Source organism: Kitasatospora sp. NPDC022856 (assembly GCF_055561235.1).
Map to the genome: position 1 here is coordinate 35341 of NZ_JBVHHE010000030.1, position 18450 is coordinate 53790.

General features: G+C 73.0%; 1 protein-coding gene. It reads right to left on the reverse strand.

The genetic code is table 11. The annotated features are described in order from the left end of the window. Positions 1-97: 97 nt before the first annotated feature. Positions 98-18445 carry a WXG100-like domain-containing protein gene (locus ACZ34W_RS29705; protein ID WP_465608469.1) on the reverse strand — a complete coding sequence of 6116 codons (18348 nt, stop codon included), beginning with the start codon at positions 18443-18445 and terminating at the stop codon, positions 98-100. Positions 18446-18450 lie beyond the last annotated feature (5 nt).

Consider the following 18450-nt stretch of genomic DNA (forward strand, 5'->3'; position numbering starts at 1 on the left):
CTGCTCCCTCGCTTGTCGGCCCCGCCCCCCGGGTGCCCCCACCCGGGGCAACGGCGCCCGGAGCGGGCGGTGTTCACCGGGTGGGGCGCGGAGCCGGTCAGCTGCTGCCCTTGATGGCCGGCCGCGGGTTGCGCTTGAACCAGAGCGGGAGGGCGGCTCGCAGTTCGGGGGTGAGCTTCCACGCCAGAAAGCCGCTCTTCATGTGCTTGTCGAGTTGCGTGACGAAGTCGTCCTCCGTACCGGTGTAGTCCTCGACGAACTTCATCACCCTCTCCGCCGATTTCGGCCTGACCGCTCCGTCGATCACGTTCAGGGCCTCGGCCTCCGCCGCCCGCCGTGCCGCGGCCGCCTCCTCGGCCGCCCTGTCCGCGAGCCTCTCGTTCCAGGCGGCCTCGCCGTCCTTCGCGGGGAAGTACTTGAAGGCGATGTCCTTCCCCTTGGGCAGGTACGCGCTGGTGGAGTTGAGCCTGGACGTCTGCTTCCAGCCGTACTCGATGGTGCCCGGTACCTCCTTACCATCCCTCGTGTACGTGCGCTCCTGGTCCGAGGACGTCGACTTCTGCTTGGCGGCGATCGTGTACCCCACGTAGGTGCTGACCTTCGGGAACGCCTCCCGGAAGTCCTTGACGACCTCCTTGCAGCTCGCGCACGTGCCTCGGGAGGAGAGCACGGTGAGCACACCCTCGGGCTGGGGCGGCAGTTGGGCACCGGGCCGCAGGGCGGCCTTCTCCGGCAGCTTGCCGGAAGACGGCACCGGCGCGAAGCCCCAGTCCTTCATCTGCTGGTAGGCCTTCGCCAGCCCCTTCACCTCGGCGTCGTAGCGCTGCGTCCTCAGGCCGTTCTCCTGCGCCCAGCGGTCGGCGGCCTGGAGCGACCGGCTGCCGTTGATGGACTCGTCCCTGCCGTTGGTGACGGCCTCCGTGGTCTGCCAGCTCTTGTCGCCCTTCAACTCCAGGCCGATGACGGCGTACGTCTTGGTCACGTCGGTGCCGGCGAAGAGCGGAGCGAGGAGGGAGTCGTCCAGTACCGCCCTCGCCACCTCCACGGTGTCGGGGTCCGGCTTCACGACGGTGTCCTCGGCGGTGTCCTCGGCCCTGTCCTTGCCCTTGCCCTCCGTCGCCTCCTCCGGCTTCCCCTCCCCGTCCGCGTCGGCCGCCGTCCGCTTGCCCGACAGCGCCATTTCGACCAGGTCGGACGTGAGGGTGTCGGTGCTCCTGGATTCGGTGCTCTTGGACTCGGTGCTCTTGGCGTCGGTGCTCTTGGCGTCGGCGTCCCCGAAGACGTGCGCGCCGTCCACCGAGGTCGGGCCCTGGCGCTTCCAGCCGTCGATCTGCTGCCTGGTCGCCCCGTCGATCAGAGCAGCGGACTCGGTGTCCAGCCGGCCTTCGCGGTCCGGGGCGCCGAAGAACTCCCACGGCGCCCGGTGCGTCAGCGGTGCGCCCTGCCCTGGCATGGCGAGCACCGCCTGCCAGTCCGCCAACCGGACCGCACGGTCGGGGAAGAGCAGCGGATCGATCACCCGGCTCTCTCCCGCTGTCTCGACCAGCACCGCGACGTGGTGGTTCCACTCGTGGTCCGGGTGGAGCCGCCCGTGCTCAGTAGCGGGATAGGCCCAGACCTTGGCGAGGTGTTGGCGGCCGATCCCCGGGTCTGCCGCGGCGATGAGCTCGGACAGGGCGTGGGCCCGGAACTCGCAGTTCTGGGCGAGGTTGCCGCCCTCGGGGTTGTAGCGGCCCATCACCTCGGTGTGGAGCGCCTGGAACCGGTCGGCGGAGGGCAGTGGGACGGCGTGCTCGGCCAGGGCGTCGCGGCGGTCGGTCAGGTCTTGGCGCCGGTTCTCCGTTTCGTGGTTCAGCAGCCCCAGCAGCGCGTCGGCCGCCCGCACCGAGTGCACCAGGCCGACGTTCTGGACGGCCGTCAGCACATCGCGTTCGGCCCTGATCCGGGTGAAGACCGCATCGGGGGCGTTGCCGACCTCGGCCCTCCCCCACAAGGCCGCGAGCTGGTCGGAACGCCTGCCTACCACCCGCAGGAGGTCGCGATAGTCCTCCGCCGAATCGGCGAGCTCACTGCCGGTGTCGTCGTCCGACACCATCTCCTCGTCCGAATCGGAGGGATCGTTCGGCCGGACGCGCTTGCCCGAGCTCGGGCCCTCGCCCGGGTCCGAGCCCGAGTCCGAACTCGAGTCCGAGTCCGCGATCCCGCCCTTGCGCCGGCGTCCGGAGAACGCCACCGCGTCGCTGTGCGACGCCAACTGGCTTCCGTTCGGCGCGGACCGGTCCGGAATCACGGTATAGCCCTCGGGCGCCGGCTCCGAACGCGGCGGGAGGGTTCCGTTCACCGGCAGGTGGGCGCCGACGGTGCGCACCACGGGCGGGGCGTCGGGGGACGCGTCCCGCGGGCTCGTCAGGCTCACCCAGCCGCCGCCCTCCACCAGGACGGGACGGCCGGCACTGTCGAAGGCGACCTGCCGGGCGACCACCAGCGCCCCGGGACCGTGCGGGTCGCTGCGGAACGGCCCCGAGACCGGGGGCGCGAACCAGGCCAGGCCGCTGGGGGCGTAGACCTCCAGGTCCAGGCCGGGCAGGCGCAGGCGCAGCTCCCGCAGCACGCCGGCGGCGAACGACGTCTCGCCCTCGCGGGCCGACGAGCAGGCCACCAGCTGCACCGGCTTGTTCCCGTCCCAGGCCCGCTGTTCGTACAACGAGGCGAGCAGGTCGGCGACTTCGCCCTCGGTGACCCGGGTGTTCTGCCAGCGCGGCACGCCGTCGGGGCCGGTGTGCATCGCCACGGTGAGGAAGCGTTCGTCGGTGGGGAAGCGGTCCAGTGTCCCGGCCATCCGCTGCCGGGCCTGCTCGCCGACCGCCGGGTCGTCCAGCCGGTAGGCGCCCGAGGCCTCGTGGTGGACCAGCGCCTCGCGCAGCTCGCCGCGACGGCCGGTGACCGGCGGGTCCGCGGCCGGCGTGTGCTCGGGACCCGGACCGAAGTGCCCGGCGTCGGGCACCGTCGTCAGCGCGGCCTCCGGGTGCGCGGACTCCTGCGACGCCACCTGGTCGGGTGCCGGGCGCTCGCTCCAGGGGCCGGGTCCGAACTCGGCGGGGCCCACGTAGAGGTCCGGCGCGCTGAGCTCGATCACCCGGTTGACCTCGGCCGGGTCGTCCTTGGGGCTGACGCCGAAGCTCAGCAGGCGCGGCGCGCCGTGCTCATCCGTGCGGCCGGTGGCGACGGCGACGTGGTCGCCCCGACCGAAGACGACGATGTCGCCCGCACGCGGGAGCGGCGTGTGCGGATCGTTCGCGTCGTAGGTGGTCCTGGTGTGCGGCAGCAGGCCGGCGATCAGGTTGGCCGTCCACTGGGGGCCCGTCAGGTCGGCCGCGTAGAGGTCGTGGATCCGGTCCCAGTTGATCAGCCCGGCCGTGTGGGCGGTGAGCAGGACGGACTCCCAGCAGTTGAGCGTGGTGTCCTGCGCGAGCGGCGGCGGCTGGTCCGCCGGGCCTTCCAGCGCCCAGTCCGCGAAGGCGGTGCGCTCCAGGTCGAGGGCGCCCGAGGCACGCCAGTCCAGGACGACCCCGCGCTCGGACAGGCCGTGCATGGCCTGCGCCAGCTGCCGGCCGCCCTCCGCGGCGGGCAGGTCGAAGCGGCCGGCCAGGTGGTCGGCGCGCAGCGTCAGGAGGGCGTCCAGGACGGGCGGTGGCAGTGCGCCGCCGTCGGCGGGGTGGTCGAGGGCGCTGTGGTCGGTGCCGGCGAGCAGGTCCAGGTCGTGCAGCCTGCGGCCCACCGCGGTCACGTCCGCGCTGCGGTTGGCACCGCCGGGGCCGACACTGGCGGAGAGCGTCAGGCCGAGCGCGCCGGCGTGCTCGGGTACCAGCGGCGAGGCGAGGTGTTCGGCCGTGGCCCGGACGAGCGGCTCGACGGTCGCCGGGGGCACCGGCAGCCTGAGCGGTGGGGCGTTGCGGTTCCTGGCCCGGGCCTCGATACGGCGCTGCAACGGCTCCGTGTCCTGCCGGACCTGTTCGGCCCGGTCCGGTGCCACGGCGCCGAGGTCCTCCAGTCGGCGGTTCAGTGCCAGGACGTCGGCCGGGCGGTTGTTGTTCCGTCCTTCGTCCCCGACGAACGCGCCGGAGGCCATCCGCAGGCCCGTCCGGGTGGCGGGGACGTCCCGGTTCGCGGCGGGGGGCAGGACGGCGGGCGGCAGGACGGCAGGTGGCTGGACGGCAGGTGGCTGGACGGCGGGGGGCAGCGGGGCGCTCTGCGGCGGAGCCTGCTCGGGAACCTGCGGAGCCTGGGCGGGCCGGCGCACCGCCGTCGTCGCGCCGGTGTTCCCACCGGCCGGGGGTTCGGGCTGGCCGACGAGCTGCTCGGCCGTGCTGTGGACCTGGTCGTTGCCGCTGGTGGTCAGGCCGGCGCCGGCACCCGGGTGCGGCTGCGGGGCCGGGGCGGGCGCGGCGGTGGGGACCAGGACGTCCTGCGGGCGGTTGCGCTCCGGCATGGTGCCGGCCGGGCGCAGTTCCACCGTGAAGGTGTGGCCCTTCTTGGCCGCGAACGCGCGGAGCTTGTCGGCGATCTCCTCGGCCCGCTCCCGGGTGGGCAGTTGCTGGTCGCGCCGGGGGACGGGGGTGTCGCTCGGCCGCTGGTGGCTGATGACGACGTGGCGCAGGTCGCGCCAGGACAGCGGGCCGTGGATCTGCGTCTCGAAGTAGCTGTTGGTGTCCATGCCTTCGGTGAGCATCCGCGCGCCGAAGTCCGGGTCGTGCCGGAAGCCGGTCGCCTCGCCGAAGACCCGTTCGACCATCGCCGGTTCGCCCCACAGCAGCAACGGCAGCAGGTGGGAGTCGGAGGTCACCGACAGGGCGCCCTTCTCGCGCGCCGTCCAGGAGTCGTTGGGGGTGTGGGTGACGCGGCCCCGGATGTCGTCGGACCAGTGCAGCGCGAACGCGCCGTAGCGGCGTGCCACGCCGAACGGCTGCAGGTCGGAGACCAGCGCCCCGTACTTGGGCAGCAGGCCGCGGTCGTCCTTCGCGGGCTTGAACCGGCTGTCGTCGCTGCCGGTGTCCTGGTAGAGGTGGCGGGTGTCGTGGCTGCGGCGCAGAGCGGGCGCGTAGCCGAAGTGCTCCTCGACGCCGCCGCGGCGCGAGGGGACGACCGCGGCCTGCGAGGCGCCGGTCTCCCAGGCGTTGCGGAACAGCCCCTGCTTGTCGGCCATCAGCTTGTCCAGCAGGGTCTTCGACTTCGATCCCCACCCGCCCAAGCCGCGGCCGGACGTGCCGAAGGTGGTCTGGCGGTTGGCGTTGAGCGGTTGGTCGAAGTGGAAGTTGGTGGCGATGTACATGGTGTCGCGCATGTGGTTCTCGACGTCGGTGATCAGCCGGTCGACCGCCTCAGGTGTGTCCCGGGGGTACTTCGCCGCCCACCGCCACTCGCCGGTGGGCGCGGTCAGCCGCTCGGTGAGCAGGGCGCGATCGCGCTGCTCGAAGGCCATCGCCTTGCGTTCGACCATGACCAGGGCGGCCGCCTGGACCGGGTGCAGGGCGGTCCAGTCGACTCGGGCGCCGGTGAGGCGGTCCAGGAGCGCCGACTCGTGTGCCCCATCCTCCAGTGGGTGCTTCTGCGGCTCCCGCAGGTGCGCCACCAGTGCCAGGTCCCGCGCGCTGGGGACCATCCGCTGCTTGGACTCGGTGTCCAGGGCGTGGCGGTCGAGTTCGGCCTGGAGTGCGCGGACCTCCAGCTCCAGCGTGTCCAGCTGCCGGCGCCGGTGGTCCTCCTGCCAGGTCCCCGGGGTCGGCGTCTGCGTCCGCAGCTGTTCGATCTCCTGCTCACGTACCCGCGCGGCGGCGGCGAGGTCGCTCCCGTCGTGGTCGAGGAAGGTCGTGAAGGCGGACCGGAGCCTCTCCTGCGTCCGGTCGATCTCTCGTTGCAGCTGCCGGCGTTCGGGGCTGCCCTCGGGCAGGTCGGCGAGCCGCCGGCGCAGGTCGCCGAGCTGGTCCCCCGCGCGCTCGGCCCGGAACGGGTCGAGGGCGTCCGGGCCGGGCATGCGCATCGGGACGTCGGACGGGTGGTCCGTCAGGCGCATCGGCCCGCCGTCGAGCGGCGGCCGGGCGTTCCCGTCCTGGGCGGCCGGCGCGGTGCTCTCGCCGTGTTCCGCCAGGACGGTGATCTCGTCGTGGGCGTCGATGACGGTGGGGACGGTGGGGGTGTTCTCGTCGGTCCCGTGCGGGGCGGTGGTCTCGGTGACGGTGCGGTGAGCGGCCGTGCCCGGGTCGCCGCCGGTGTCCTTGCCGGTGGGGTGGACGGTGACGAACTCGGGGCGGTCCTGGCCGGGCTGGCGCAGCTGGACCAGCCTGGTGCTGCCGTCGGCCTCCTTGGCGACGTAGGTCTTGCCGGTCGTCGCGTGCACGGTACGTCCGGTGGCGTCGGCGATCAGCCCCAGGTTCACGCTGGACAGGCCCGCCTCGCACGCCAGCAGCACGACCGGCGACTCCTCCGCCCGCGCGGACAGGCTCGCCCGGCGGTTCAGCATGCCGCCGAAGTCCCTGTACGAGACGGACTTGTAGCCCTCCGTGCCGGCCGGCGTGCGCACGGCGACCTTCAACCAGTTCCCGGCGCCGTGCAGGTTGGCGAAGTACGGCTTGCTCTTCGGATCCCACGGCACCTGGACGTCCGCGTCCTCGCCGTCGCGCTCGCCGGGCTTGTTCTCGCCCCGATGGACGGCCGCCCAGTCGAAGCCGCCGTCGGGGCGGACGGCCCGCTGCGGTGCGAAGTCCGGTTTCGCGACCTGGTGTTCGGCAGCCGTCCGCTCCGAGGGGAAGTTCAGGTGCGTCTCCCGGCGCAGGCCGAAGTCCTCCCCGGTGTGGAAGGAACGCCCCACGGTGACGCCGTCCTCGCCGACGATCGCGTGGGTCACCAGCTCGCCTTCGGTGAAGGGCTCAAGCCGGTCGGAGCCGTGGTCGAGGACGCTCGGCACGTCCTGCGTCTCGAACTCCCCGTCGAAATCGAACCAGTCGTAGGGGAGGTCGAGCGACTCGAAGCTGGCGTTCTCGGCCAGCGTCTGCGCGCGGAGGCTCCCGCTCACCTCGCCGATGGTCGCGGCGCGGTAGACCAGCGGGTCCCGCCTGTAGGGTTCGCCTCCATCGGGTGGGGTGTCTTCGCTGGAACGCCAGAGGACCGAGACGGATTCGCCCTGGTGGCTGATCGTCACCTCCAGGAACTGTCCGCTCAACTGCTCGTGCGGGTGCTCGATCCTGACGGTCTTCTGGAGGCCGTCCGCCGACCACGACTCCGTGACGCGGTGGTGGGGCTTGAGGTCGTAGGGGTAGGCGGTCCGCAGCGAGCCCTCGCTGAAGAACCGGGTGAACGCCTGGAACGCGTCCGGCATCGACATGTCGCTGGACCAGTTCTCGACCTCGGTCCGGATGTCGTCGACCGACAGGGGTTCGGCGTCCGCCGAGATGACGTGGAAGCGGCCGTCCTCCTCCCGCGCGATCACCGTCAGGCGGCTGGGTCCGAGCGTCACCTCGGACTGCTTCTCGTTCACCGGCTCCGGGTCATCGTCGGCCCTGGAGTGGCCCGGCGGGAACGACAGCGCCAGCATGGGATGGGACTGCGGCACGTGGATCTCGAACAGCGCGTAGTTGTCGGCGCCGCCCCCGTTCGACATCCAGTCCTGGACGAACTCCCGGTCGAACGAGGTGGACGACGGCAGCAGCTCGGTGAAGACGTCCCGTTCGCGGCCCTGGGGGTCCATCCGCACCGCCCGGTACAGACGCAGGGCTCCCCCCGCCTCCTGCGCCCCAGCCGGGGGGATCGCCTGCGCGTGATCGAGAAACCTCTGGACGTCTCCGAGCAGGGCCTCGTACCGCTCCCCTTCACGGATCCGGAGCATGCCCTGGTCGTCGCGCTTGCTCGTGAACGCGCCGTTCCTGATCCGCCCCATGAACTCGCGGAGTGCCGGGTTCTCGGCCGCGGCGGTGAGGTGACGCCGGGCCAGGTCCACCGCGACCGGATCGACAGGGACCGGCGGCGCGCCGGCCGGCCGGTGGAGGTCGCCGCCCGGGTCGGGGACGCGGTCCGGGTCGGGGTCCGGGTCGGGATGGGGGTCGGCCAGGTCGTCGAGTGACCAGTCCCCAACCAGGTGCTCGTCCGGGAAGCGCCCTTCCGGCGCCACGTCCGTCCGCAGCTCGTGCTCGGTCAGCGGGGCGAGGAAGCGGTAGCGGTGGTAGGTGTCGTTGTAGGCGAGGTCCGTCCTGGCGAGGTTCGGGTCCGCGCGCTCCTCCGGGGTGAGGCTCTCCGAGAACAACCGGGAACCGGTCATGATCTCGTGGAAGGTGTGGTCGTCCGACTCCACCATCCAGCCGAGCAGCCCCAGCCTCAACAGCTCGAAGTCGACGGGCTCGGCCTTCATGTCGGCGAGGGCCGCTCTGCCCTCCTTCGTCCTGGCGAGCTCCTTGACGGCCTGGAGCATCCCGAAGGCCGTGCCGGAGGTGCCGCTGACGACCAGTCCCCCGCTCTCGTGGGCGTCCTGCTGGAACTTGGAACCGAGCTTGTAGTGGAAGCTCTTGGCACCCGGCTGCCAACCGAGCCGGCCGTCCTTGTCCACGGCGCTGTACCACTCGCCCCGGCCCAGCGGCGGGTTGACGTCGAGGGGGTTGCGGTCGGTTTCGAGAATGCTCCTGGCCCGGCGCTCCGCCGCCTTCTGCGCGCCCTCGACGATCTGCTTGCGGTTCCAGTCCCCGATCTGCTCGCTCCGGCGCTGGGCGTAGTCGTCCCGGATGCGGTCGATGACGGGCCCGTACGGCTCGTCGGTGCGGAACGATCCGAATGGCGCCTCCTGCTGGGACTCGCCGACGGGCCCCTTCAGCAGTTCCCCGTAGACCTTCTTGATCTCCGCGGTCAACGGGTTGACGACCTCGGCACCGATGTCGTGGCGGTCCGCCCGTTCCCGCGTCAGCTGCTCCGGTCGCGGCAGCTGACGCTGTCGGACGAGCTTGGCGAAGTGGTTGGAGGTGTAGCCGTTGTAGAGCAGGGCCATGCGCTCCCGGAGGTTGCCGCGGTCGACGACCTCCTGCAGCAGGTGCCGGTCGGTACCGACCATGCCGGTCGTGCCCGTGCTCCTGGAGCCGAACTTGACCTTGTCCTTGTCGCCGGTGGTCATGGCCCAGGCCAGGTCCACGACCTTCTTGACCTCGCGCTGGACGTCCTCGCGCTGGAGCAGGTGAGTGGCGAGCCGCCGCTCGAAGGCTTCGGCGTGCTCGCGGTAGGCGATGCGCCTGAGGTCCCCGGGCGAGGCGGGCGGGGCGGCGTCCAGGACGGCGTTCATCGGGACCGGATCCGGCCCGCGGAGGGGGCCGGGCGCGTCCTGGCTCCGCGGGTGCTGGGCCGCCTTGTCCTGGTGCGCCTTGATCAGGTAGCCGTCGAACTCCGGGACGAAGTCCTCGGTCCGGTAGTGGTTCCAGAGCGCTTCGCCCTCCTTCACCTTCAGACCGGCGATCCGCAGGCCGCTCTGCTTGTCCGCGGGCTGCGTCCCTTCCCGGAGGAGGCCGTCGTAGAAGCGGGGGTGGAACTTGAACTGCGTCCCGTCGGTGAGGAAGTCGTACTTCGCGAGCGTCTGCGGGACTTCCTTGTCCGTCCAGTTCTGGGTGATGTTCTCCACCTTCAGGCCCGTGGCCCCGCGGGAGAGGGCGAACTCCATGACCACCGGCAGGTTGGAGAGGGTGTCGCTGTAGGCGGCGGCGTGACCGAAGTCGTGGCCGGTGTAGAGCCCGGGCCCCAGCTGGGACCACCCCTCCTTGTTCTTGACCGCGCCGATCTTGCCCTGGATCAGGTACCCCCGCAGCGTCACGGCATCGGTCACCCGGAAGACCGGCTGCCCGGGCTCCATGGTGACGACGACCATGTCCGGCTTGACGCGGCCGGCCAGCTCGTTCGCCACCTGCGGGTCGACCGGGCGGGTGGTCTCCACCGCCACCGGCGCCCGGGTGTCGGGCCGCAGCGCCGAGTAGTGCGCGGCGAGGCCCTCGCCGGGATCGCGGTAGACGTGCACCTCGCGGCCCTGCACGTCGGAGTTGTACGCGGCGCGGGTGTTCCCCTGGTGGACCACGAGGTGGATGCCGAGGGCGTGGGCGATGATGACCGGCGCCTGGTCGTAGAAGGAGGTGTTCCACAGGGACCGGTTGCGCAGCCCCATGTCGTACAGGTCGCTCATGCGCAGGTTCCCGAGCTGGTCGGCGGAGAGCGTCGACGGCTGCTCGTCCCCGGGGCTGCGGTACACCTGCCAGGTCCGGGTCCGCTCGTCGGGTTCCAGACGGTCCTGGGGCCGCTGGCCGGTGTTGTCGGCGTTGTGGCGCAGCACGGCGCCGGCGTCACTGCGGAACCACTGCGACGCCAGCTCGCGCAGCCCGTTGACGGTGAGGTCGCCGTGCTGCCAGCCGGCCAGCTCACGGGCGCCGGCGAGGACGGCGTGGAGCAGGCAGTCGCCGTCGCCCGGCACATCGACGACGTGGTACAGCCGGCCCCCGTCCAGCACGTTCACGCGTGATTCGTGCACCGGGGCCGGAGCGTTCGGCGCCCTGCTGGTGGCGACGTCGCCGGCGCGGGTGGCGCTGCCGGTCGGGGTCAGCGCGCCGGAGCCCTCGGTCTCCGGGTGCCGCTGCGTCAGCGGCGCTTCGACCGTCTCCGGGTGCCGCTGTGTCGGTGGCGCGTCCACCGTCTCCGGGCGGGGGCGCTCCTGCCCGAGTGGCAGGTCACGCAGGACCGGGCCCGAGCGCAGGACGTCCTCGATCCGCTCCAGGTGCCGGGGCAGCACCGTGAAGTCGTCCCGGTGGGCCGAGGTGCCCATCACACCGTTCTCGCCGGCCCATCGGTCGCGGCGGCGCAGCGCGAACGCGTCGCCCGGCTTCGCCGCCGGTTCGACGTACTCGTCCGGCAGGCCGAGGTAGTGCAGCGCCTCGTGCAGCAGCACGCCGGGCGGGCTCTCGTCGGACCAGGTGATCTGGTCGCTGCGTTCGCGACCGGGAACCACGGTGACCGTCTGGTGCGCGCCGGCCGCGTCCGGCGTGCCGTCCACCCGCAGGTGCACCTGGTCCCCGCCGGGCAGGCGGAATCGCTCGTTGAAGCGTTCGTCGACCACCGACCGGACCCGGTCGAGCATCCGGGTGGCCTCGTGCGCGGGCAGCGGGCGGCCGTCCGGCCCCTGCAGGTGCAGGTTCAGCGTGAACTCGGTGACCCAGTGCCCGGGACGGACCTCGAAGCGCCGCGCGTCGTAGCTGATCGTGGTGTCGGCGCCGTGCAGCCCGCCCAGGCTCAACTGCCGGGCCTCGTACTGCTCGCGCACCCCGGGCCCGGCGATGGCGCCCGGCCCCCCCTGACCGCGCACCAGGGGGTCGAAACGCACCGTCTCCATCCGCGCGGGCGGCGCCGACGTGCGGATGTCGGCCCAGGACGAGGCGGGCAGCACCGTGCCCGCGCCCTCCGGCGGCGCGACCGGGCCCGGCTCCCGCACCGGCGGGGGTACGGCGGCGGGCCCGGCCGGCGCCTGGGCGGGCTGGTGCACCGCCGTCGCCGCCCCGGTGTTCCCGCCGGCCGGGGGTTCCGGCTGGCCGAGGAGCTGTTCGACCGCGCTGCGGAACTGGTCGTTGGCGTCGGCGCTCAGGGAGTCGCGCCACGCGTCCAGGTACTCGCGCACCTCGCCGGTCGGGTTGTCCAGGTCGTGCAGGAACGTGGCCAGCTCCGCGGTGTTCCCGGTGGCGAGCGCCGCGGAGGCCTCACCGATCCGGTGGCCGCCCTGTGACGGGGTGCCGTTCGGTGCCAGCGTCCAGGGGCGGGTCTCGCCGCCCGGGCGGGCCGAGATGCCGGGGGTGGCGAGGGTGAGGATCTCCTGCCACGTGTTGGCGCCCTCGGTGACGACCAGGGTCGAGTACCGCTCGAACAGTTCCATCACCGCCGGTTCCACGCGTCCCAGCCCCAGCTGGTGGGCGCCGCGGTCGTCGGACGGCGCGTCGGAGAGGCCCCGGAGGCCGGCCAGCAGCTCCGCGGGGTTCTGTCGCTCGTTCGGCCCGGCTCCCAGCAGGACCACGACCGACGGACGGGGCGGCCCCGGGACCTCCCGCAGCGCGGCTTCCATCCGGGTGGCCATGTCCCGGTGGCGGACCGTGCCGTCGATGGAATCTCCGTAGTAGGCGGTGGCCAGGCGGATCTCGCTGTTCTGGGCGCGCCGCAGGAGGTCGGCGACCAGGTCCGGAACCGGGTCGTCGGCGCCGGTGGCCGTCGGCCAGTGGTCGCGGACGTGGCCCGGGAGGTCCTCCGGGACGGGCTGCGGGCGGAAGGGGTAGGTGACGGTGGCGCCCTGGTCGTGCCAGAGCTCCGCCAGGACGTCGTCCCCGCGGCGGATCTGCCGGGGGTGGCTGTCCCACAGGAAGGGCTGCAGGACCAGGACGTCCGGATCCTGCTCCCCGGTCATCTCCCGCAGGGACGAGGTCAGGTTCTGCTCGAAGTAGCCGGCCGTGTCCCCGCCGTGCGGAGCGTCCAGGGCGGCGAAGACGGTCAGCGTCCGGCCCTGCCCGGAGGACTGGGCGCCGGCCGTCAGGACGTCGGAGGTCAGGTGCTGGTCAGGACTGATCGGCCGGTCGCGGTTGTCCTCCCTCATGACGGAGTCCCGGAAGTCCTGCTGGATCTGCGGATTGTCGCCCAGGTACCGGCTGCGCACGGGTGCGCTCGGCCTGCTGGAGTCCAGCCAGGCCCCCTCGGGCCTCGCCCCGCTCCAGGCGAAGTACTTCCAGTACGTCTCCACGTCGGCGGCGATCCGCCGCGCGACCGGGTTGTACGCGACGTCCAGCGGCGCTCCCGCCGGGTGTGCGGTCACCCGCATCCCCTGGTGGACGCCCGTCCACGGACTGTGGAACAGCTCGTAGGAGCGCCGCGGGTGCGCCACGTCGGCCGAACGGCCGAGCCGTTCGGCGTAGAACGGCGCCTTGCCGCGCGCGAAGGTCAGATGGACCTCGCCGGAATAGCCCATCCTGGCCAGGCCTTCCAGCACTCGCAGGAAGGCGACCTGGTGGCCGCTGCCGGGCGAGCCCGGGTCGACCAGGCTGATCCGCGGGTAGCGCTCGCTCAGCTGGTGCCCGAGTGCGGCGTCGGCCGGGGACACGGTCGGCGTCCCACCGGTGTGCGGCGGCAGTGCGGCGAGGTGCTGTTCGTCCTCGGCGCGGTGCTGCTCCCGGATCTCCTGGACCGGCCCGTGCGAGGGCACCGGCACGAACGGCGCGGCGACGGGCTGTCCCGCACCACCACCCGGTACGGGCGGCGCCAACGGGCCACCCGGCGGCGGGGGCGGCGGACCGCCCGGCGGCGGGGGTGCCAACGGGCCACCCGGCGGCGGGGGCGGCGGAGGCGGCGGGGCCTGCGCGGGCGTGCGCTGCGCCACCGGGTAGACGGCGTCCTCGGTGGCCTGACGCTCCTTCCCGGCCGGCACCTGGTGTACCGGCTCCTGCACCTCACGGCGGGACCCGGTGCCCTCGTGGTCCTGCCCGGTCGTCAGGAGCGTCGGGCGTGCCCGCTCCTGCGACGGCCCGGCGGTCGCGGGCCCCCCGTCCTCGGGTGCGGGGGTGTGAGGGCGGCGGTCGCCCTGCTCGGCGAGCTCGTGACCCTCGGGCCGGACCCCGTCCCGCTTCGTGCCCGAGGACGGCTCCCGGACGCTGTCCCGGGGACGGACCAGGGGGCCGGACGGGGTGAGCGGCCCGGGTACGGGGGTCGGCTCGGGCTTGGTCTCGGGCTTCGTCTCGGCTTCGGGCTTCGTCTCCGCTTCGGGCTTCGTCTCCGCTTCGGGCCCGGTCTCGGCTTCGGGCTTCGTCTCCGCTTCGGGCCTGGTCTCGGCTTCGGGCCTGACCTCGGGCTTCGTCTCGGCCTCGGCCCTGGGCTCGGGCCGTTCCTCGGACGGGCGGCGGCCGAAGACGTTCTCGTTGGCCGCTTCGTGGCCGCGCCAGTGCTCGCCGTTCAGGTCCTCCGGACCCCAGTGGTCCTTGTAGGCGTCGAAGAACTCGCCGCCGTAACGGGTCTTCAGCTCCTGGACGGTCTCGTCCGACACCTTGCGGCTCTCGGCGAGGCGGTCGTAGCCGGCGGCGGCGTGCTCGCGGGCGGGGAGTACGGCGCGTTCGAAGGCGACGTGTCGGTCCAGGCCCTCCGTCAGCCGCTCCCGTTCGAGGCGCCACTGCTCCAGCCGCTCGGGCAGGCCGGCCTTGTGGTCGGCGTCCGCGTCGCGCAGCAGCGAGCGGAAGTTCTCCTCGAACGCCGCGCGGATCCGCTCGGTGTAGCCCTCGCGCACGCGTTGGGCCGCGGCGGAGGCCGGCGGTTCGGAGCGGTCGGTGCGGCTGCCGCGCGCCGGCCGTCCCAGGGCCGTCTCGACGGAGGCGGCCGTCGCCGTCCCGCGGCCGCTGCCGTCGGCGGTGTCGGGGCCGCCCAGGTCGTGCGGGACCTTGGTGCGGGCGGTGTCCTCGGCGACGCGCAGCGCCTCCTCACGAGCGCCGTGCAGGGCCAGCAGGCGGTTGATCTCGGCCGGGTCGGTCAGCCGGTCGAGTTCCTCCTTGAGCCGGGCCGGATCGCGATCGGCGGCGGTGTGCTCGGTGACCGCGCGGTCGGTGAGGCGGGCGAGCTGGGCGCGGGCGGCGGCAACCGCGCCTTCGGACGGGCCGGCGGCCAGGCCCAGTGCGCTCAGCGCCTCGGCGCCGAACTGCTCGGGGGCACTGGTCTTCCACGCCCCGACCGCGTCCTTCACCGCGTCGATGGAGCGGTTCAACACGGTCTCGCGGACCGCCTGGACGGTGAAGTCGTGGGACAGGCCGCCGCGGTGGCTCTCGAAGACGTCCCGGAAGTCGGCTTCGAGCCGGTCCCTTCCCCTGCGGGTGGGGTCGGAGGGGGCGAGGTCGTCGCCGTTCTCGTCCTCGATCGTCAGGAACGTGTCCTCGTCCCGGCGGCCGGTGCCCGGCTCGTTCTCGTCGGCGTCCAGGGCCGTCCGCTCCTGGTGGCGGCCGTGGACCTCGGCGAGCCGCTCGCGCATGGCCTCGGCGACCTGGTCGCGGGCCTCCTCCGACACCCGGGCGTCCTTCGGCACGCCGACCGCGTCCAGCAGCGCGCGGTCCGACTCGGAGAGGTTCTCCCGCTTCCAGTCGGCGTGGGCGTCCTCCACCGCCCGCTCGATGCGCTCGGTCTGCGTGGCGCGGGCCTGCCGGACGTCCAGGTCCCCGGCGGCCCGGCGCAGCCGGTGTTCCAGCGCCCGGGTGGCCAGGGCGTTGCGTTCGGGGGTGAGATCGGCGCGGGTGGCGTACAGCTGGGAGATGTCGCGTTCGGCGTCGGAGCGGAAGCGCTCGGAGACCTCCCGGCGGATCTCCGCACTCGGGTGGTCGCCACCGGTGGCCGCCGGGTCGAGGCCGCGCTCGGTCAGCAGGTGGTCGAAGCGGGTGACGGCGATCCGCAGGGCGAGTTCGCGGGCGCCGGCCAGCTCCAGGCGGTCGGCGGCGCCGGCGAGGATCTCCTCCCGCTCGTGCGGGCGGGCCTCGATGTCGCTCTGCACGTCGGCGGCGGTGCGTCGCCACGCGTCGGTGCCCGGGCCGGTCAGGGCGCGCAGTTCCCGGGGCAGCTCGGCGTGGCCCTCGATGAGGTGTTCCTCGACCTCGCTGTGCAGGGCTTCCTTCGCCTCGGCCTCGGCGAGCACGGTGTCGTGCCGCTCGGCGAGCTCCTGCTGCTTGTCCTGCCAGGCCGTGCGCCGCTCGTCGCCGGCGGGCACCTTGGCGTGCTCGGGTGCGTCGACCCGGTGGTAGGCGTGGCCGGAGGGCGTGTGGGTGGTGAGGGGAACGGGCGGGCCGTCGGGGTCGTGCGGGTCGGTGGGACCGTCGGGCCTGGGACCGCGGGGCGGGGTGGCGGGCGGCACCGGCCCGTTCGGGGCGGGGCGGTTCGGGTCCGCGACCGGCACGTCCGGGGTCCTGGGCTCCGGGCCCTTGGGGTCCGGGGTCTTCGAGCCCTCGGCCGGTACGTCCGGGCGGTTCGGGTCGAGGCGGCCGGGCGGGGTCGGCGCGGTGGCGTCGCCGGGGCCGTCGGTGCTGGTGCGCAGGGGCGGCGGCACCGGGGCCGTGCTCCGGTCACCGTTCGCGGGCGACTGCGGTTGCGGCTGCGGCTGCGGCTGCGGGCCGTTGTCCGTCCCCGCTCGTCCGCCCGCTCCCCCGGGCCCGCCCGTCGCGTTCCTGGGCTCGCTCAGGGGCGGTTCGGCGTGCTCGTCGACGACCGTGGTGCGGCGCGCCGGGTCGGGCGCGGGCGCCTGCGGCTGGGGCTTCGTGCTGCCCTGGTTGCTGGCGTCCGCGGACGCCGTCGCGGTCCTGCCGCGCTCCCCGGCGCCGGCGTTCTCGGGCCTCGGGTTCTCGGACCTCGGGGTCTCGGGGCTCTCGGGCCCGCCACCCGTTCGGGTCCTGGGCGCGGGTGAGGGAGCGGCGCCGTCCCGGTGGCCGGGGGCTGCCGGGGACGCGGAGGACGAACCGGGCGCGCCCGTCCGGCCGTCGCCCCGGGACTGCGTCTCGACCGGTCGCGCGGGGGCCTTCGGGTCCCACCCGCCGTCGACCGAGGAGGTGTGGCTGGTCTTGCCCTTGGGGTCGGCGAGGACGCCCTCGCCGTTCTCCGCGGGGTGGTGGCTCCCGGACCCGAGGACGGACGGCAGCGAGCCGGCGCCCGACTTGAGCGAGGCCCCGTCGCCGCCCGACAGCCGCGTCCCGGCGATCTGGTCGATGTGCCCGGGCCGGGGCACCGGGAGCGGCGCCGAGTACCCGCCCATGTTGCTGATCACCGAGAGGAAGGTCAGCGGGTGGAGGTATCCGTAGTTGTCGCCGCTCTCCGGGGTGACGCGCGAGCTCTCCAGGCCGCGGACGAAGTCCGCGTACCGCAGGGTCAGCGGCGAGGCCAGGCCCATGATCATGTGCCGCATGCCGCCCATCATGAAGCCGCCGACGAAGCTCATCCCGCTGGCTTGCCACTCGCCGTTGTAGATCGTGTTGTAGATGCCCTCGGTGAGGTACTGGTTGATGCCCGACTCGATCTGGCTGCCCAGCACATGCCCGAGGTAGAACATCTTGTTCATCCTGTTGACGCCGCCGGCGAGTTCGGGAATCTTCTCGACCAGCAGCTTGAGTTCGGGCGTGAGCGCGACCTTGCCGGCGTCCTTGGCGAGGTTCTCCAGGGTCTCCTTCAGCGCCTCCTGACTGCCCTCCTTCTTCACCGTCTTGAGCGAGTGCTGGACGAACTGCTTGCCGACCTCCTCGCCCATCTCCCGGGCAAGCTTGTGGCCCACTTCCTGCCCGAGTTCCTTCTCGAAGAGCTCCCCGAGCTGGCGCACGAACTTCTCGCCCGTCGCGGCGCCCACCTTGCGCCCGGCCTTGAAGCCCTTGGACAGGTACTGGGCGTTCTCCTTCAGCAGCGTGCTGATGCCCCTGGCGAACCGCTCGGCCGCCTCGTTCCCGAGCAGGTGGCCCAGGCCCTGACCGGCCTCCTTGCCCGCGCCCTTGAGGGCACCGGCCGCCGCGCCCTCGCCGAGCTCCTTGCCGACCCCCTTGAGAGCTCCGGCCGCCGCGCCCTCACCGAGTCCCTTGCCGATCCCCTTGAGGGCACCGGCCGCCGCTCCCTCGCCGAGTTCCTTGCCCGCCCCCTTGAGGGCACCCCCGGCCAGCCCCTTGATCACGTCGTTGAGGGCGCTCTGCACGAACAGCTTGGCCAGGCGGGGGCCGAGCAGCTTGCCCAGGCCCAGGCCCAGCAGGTTCAGCGGCCCGCCGATCGCACCGCTGAGAGCGCCGAAGATCGCCGCCTGCTTGGTGAGCTCCGTGTCCCACTCGTGCCGGTCACCGCGCTTGAACTGGATGCCCTGGATGATCGAGTCCAGGATCAGGCCGCCGACGATGCCGCCGAAGGCGTGCAGGGCGATCAGCTGCGCGAGCTTCTTCAGCAGCTGGACCAGGAACTGCCTCGTCAGGATCTTCTTCCACTCCAGCGCCACGAGGGAGGCACCGCCGGTGAAGATGGACCAGGCGATGGCGAAGGCGATCTCGATGACCAGCTGGACGAGCTGGCCGATCGCCATCCACTTGGTGTACTCGACGGTGTTGGCGACCTTGCCGGCCAGTTCGGCCAGCTGGGTGCAGAGACCGGCGGCATTGCGCAGGGGGTCGGTGGCCGGGTCCGAGCTGGTGAACCGCCCCCACTCCTTCTGGAAGGCCTTGGCGGCCTCGCCCTCCATCCTCGTGTTGCAGGTCTGGACCGCGTCGAGGATGTACTCGCTCAGCTTCGGCAGGTCCTGGGCCAGCGCGAGGTAGTCGTCCCGAACGTCCCGCAGCAGCCCCTCGTCGCTCTCCGGCCAGGGCATGCCGGTGATGATGTGGAAGAACTTCGCCACACCCGGGGAGACGTGGATGGACGAGTGGGACATGGCGC

Excerpts from the sequence above, each read along its gene's own strand:
- ACZ34W_RS29705 (WP_465608469.1), bottom strand. The coding sequence starts at position 18,445 with ATGTCCCACTCGTCCATCCACGTCTCCCCGGGTGTGGCGAAGTTCTTC.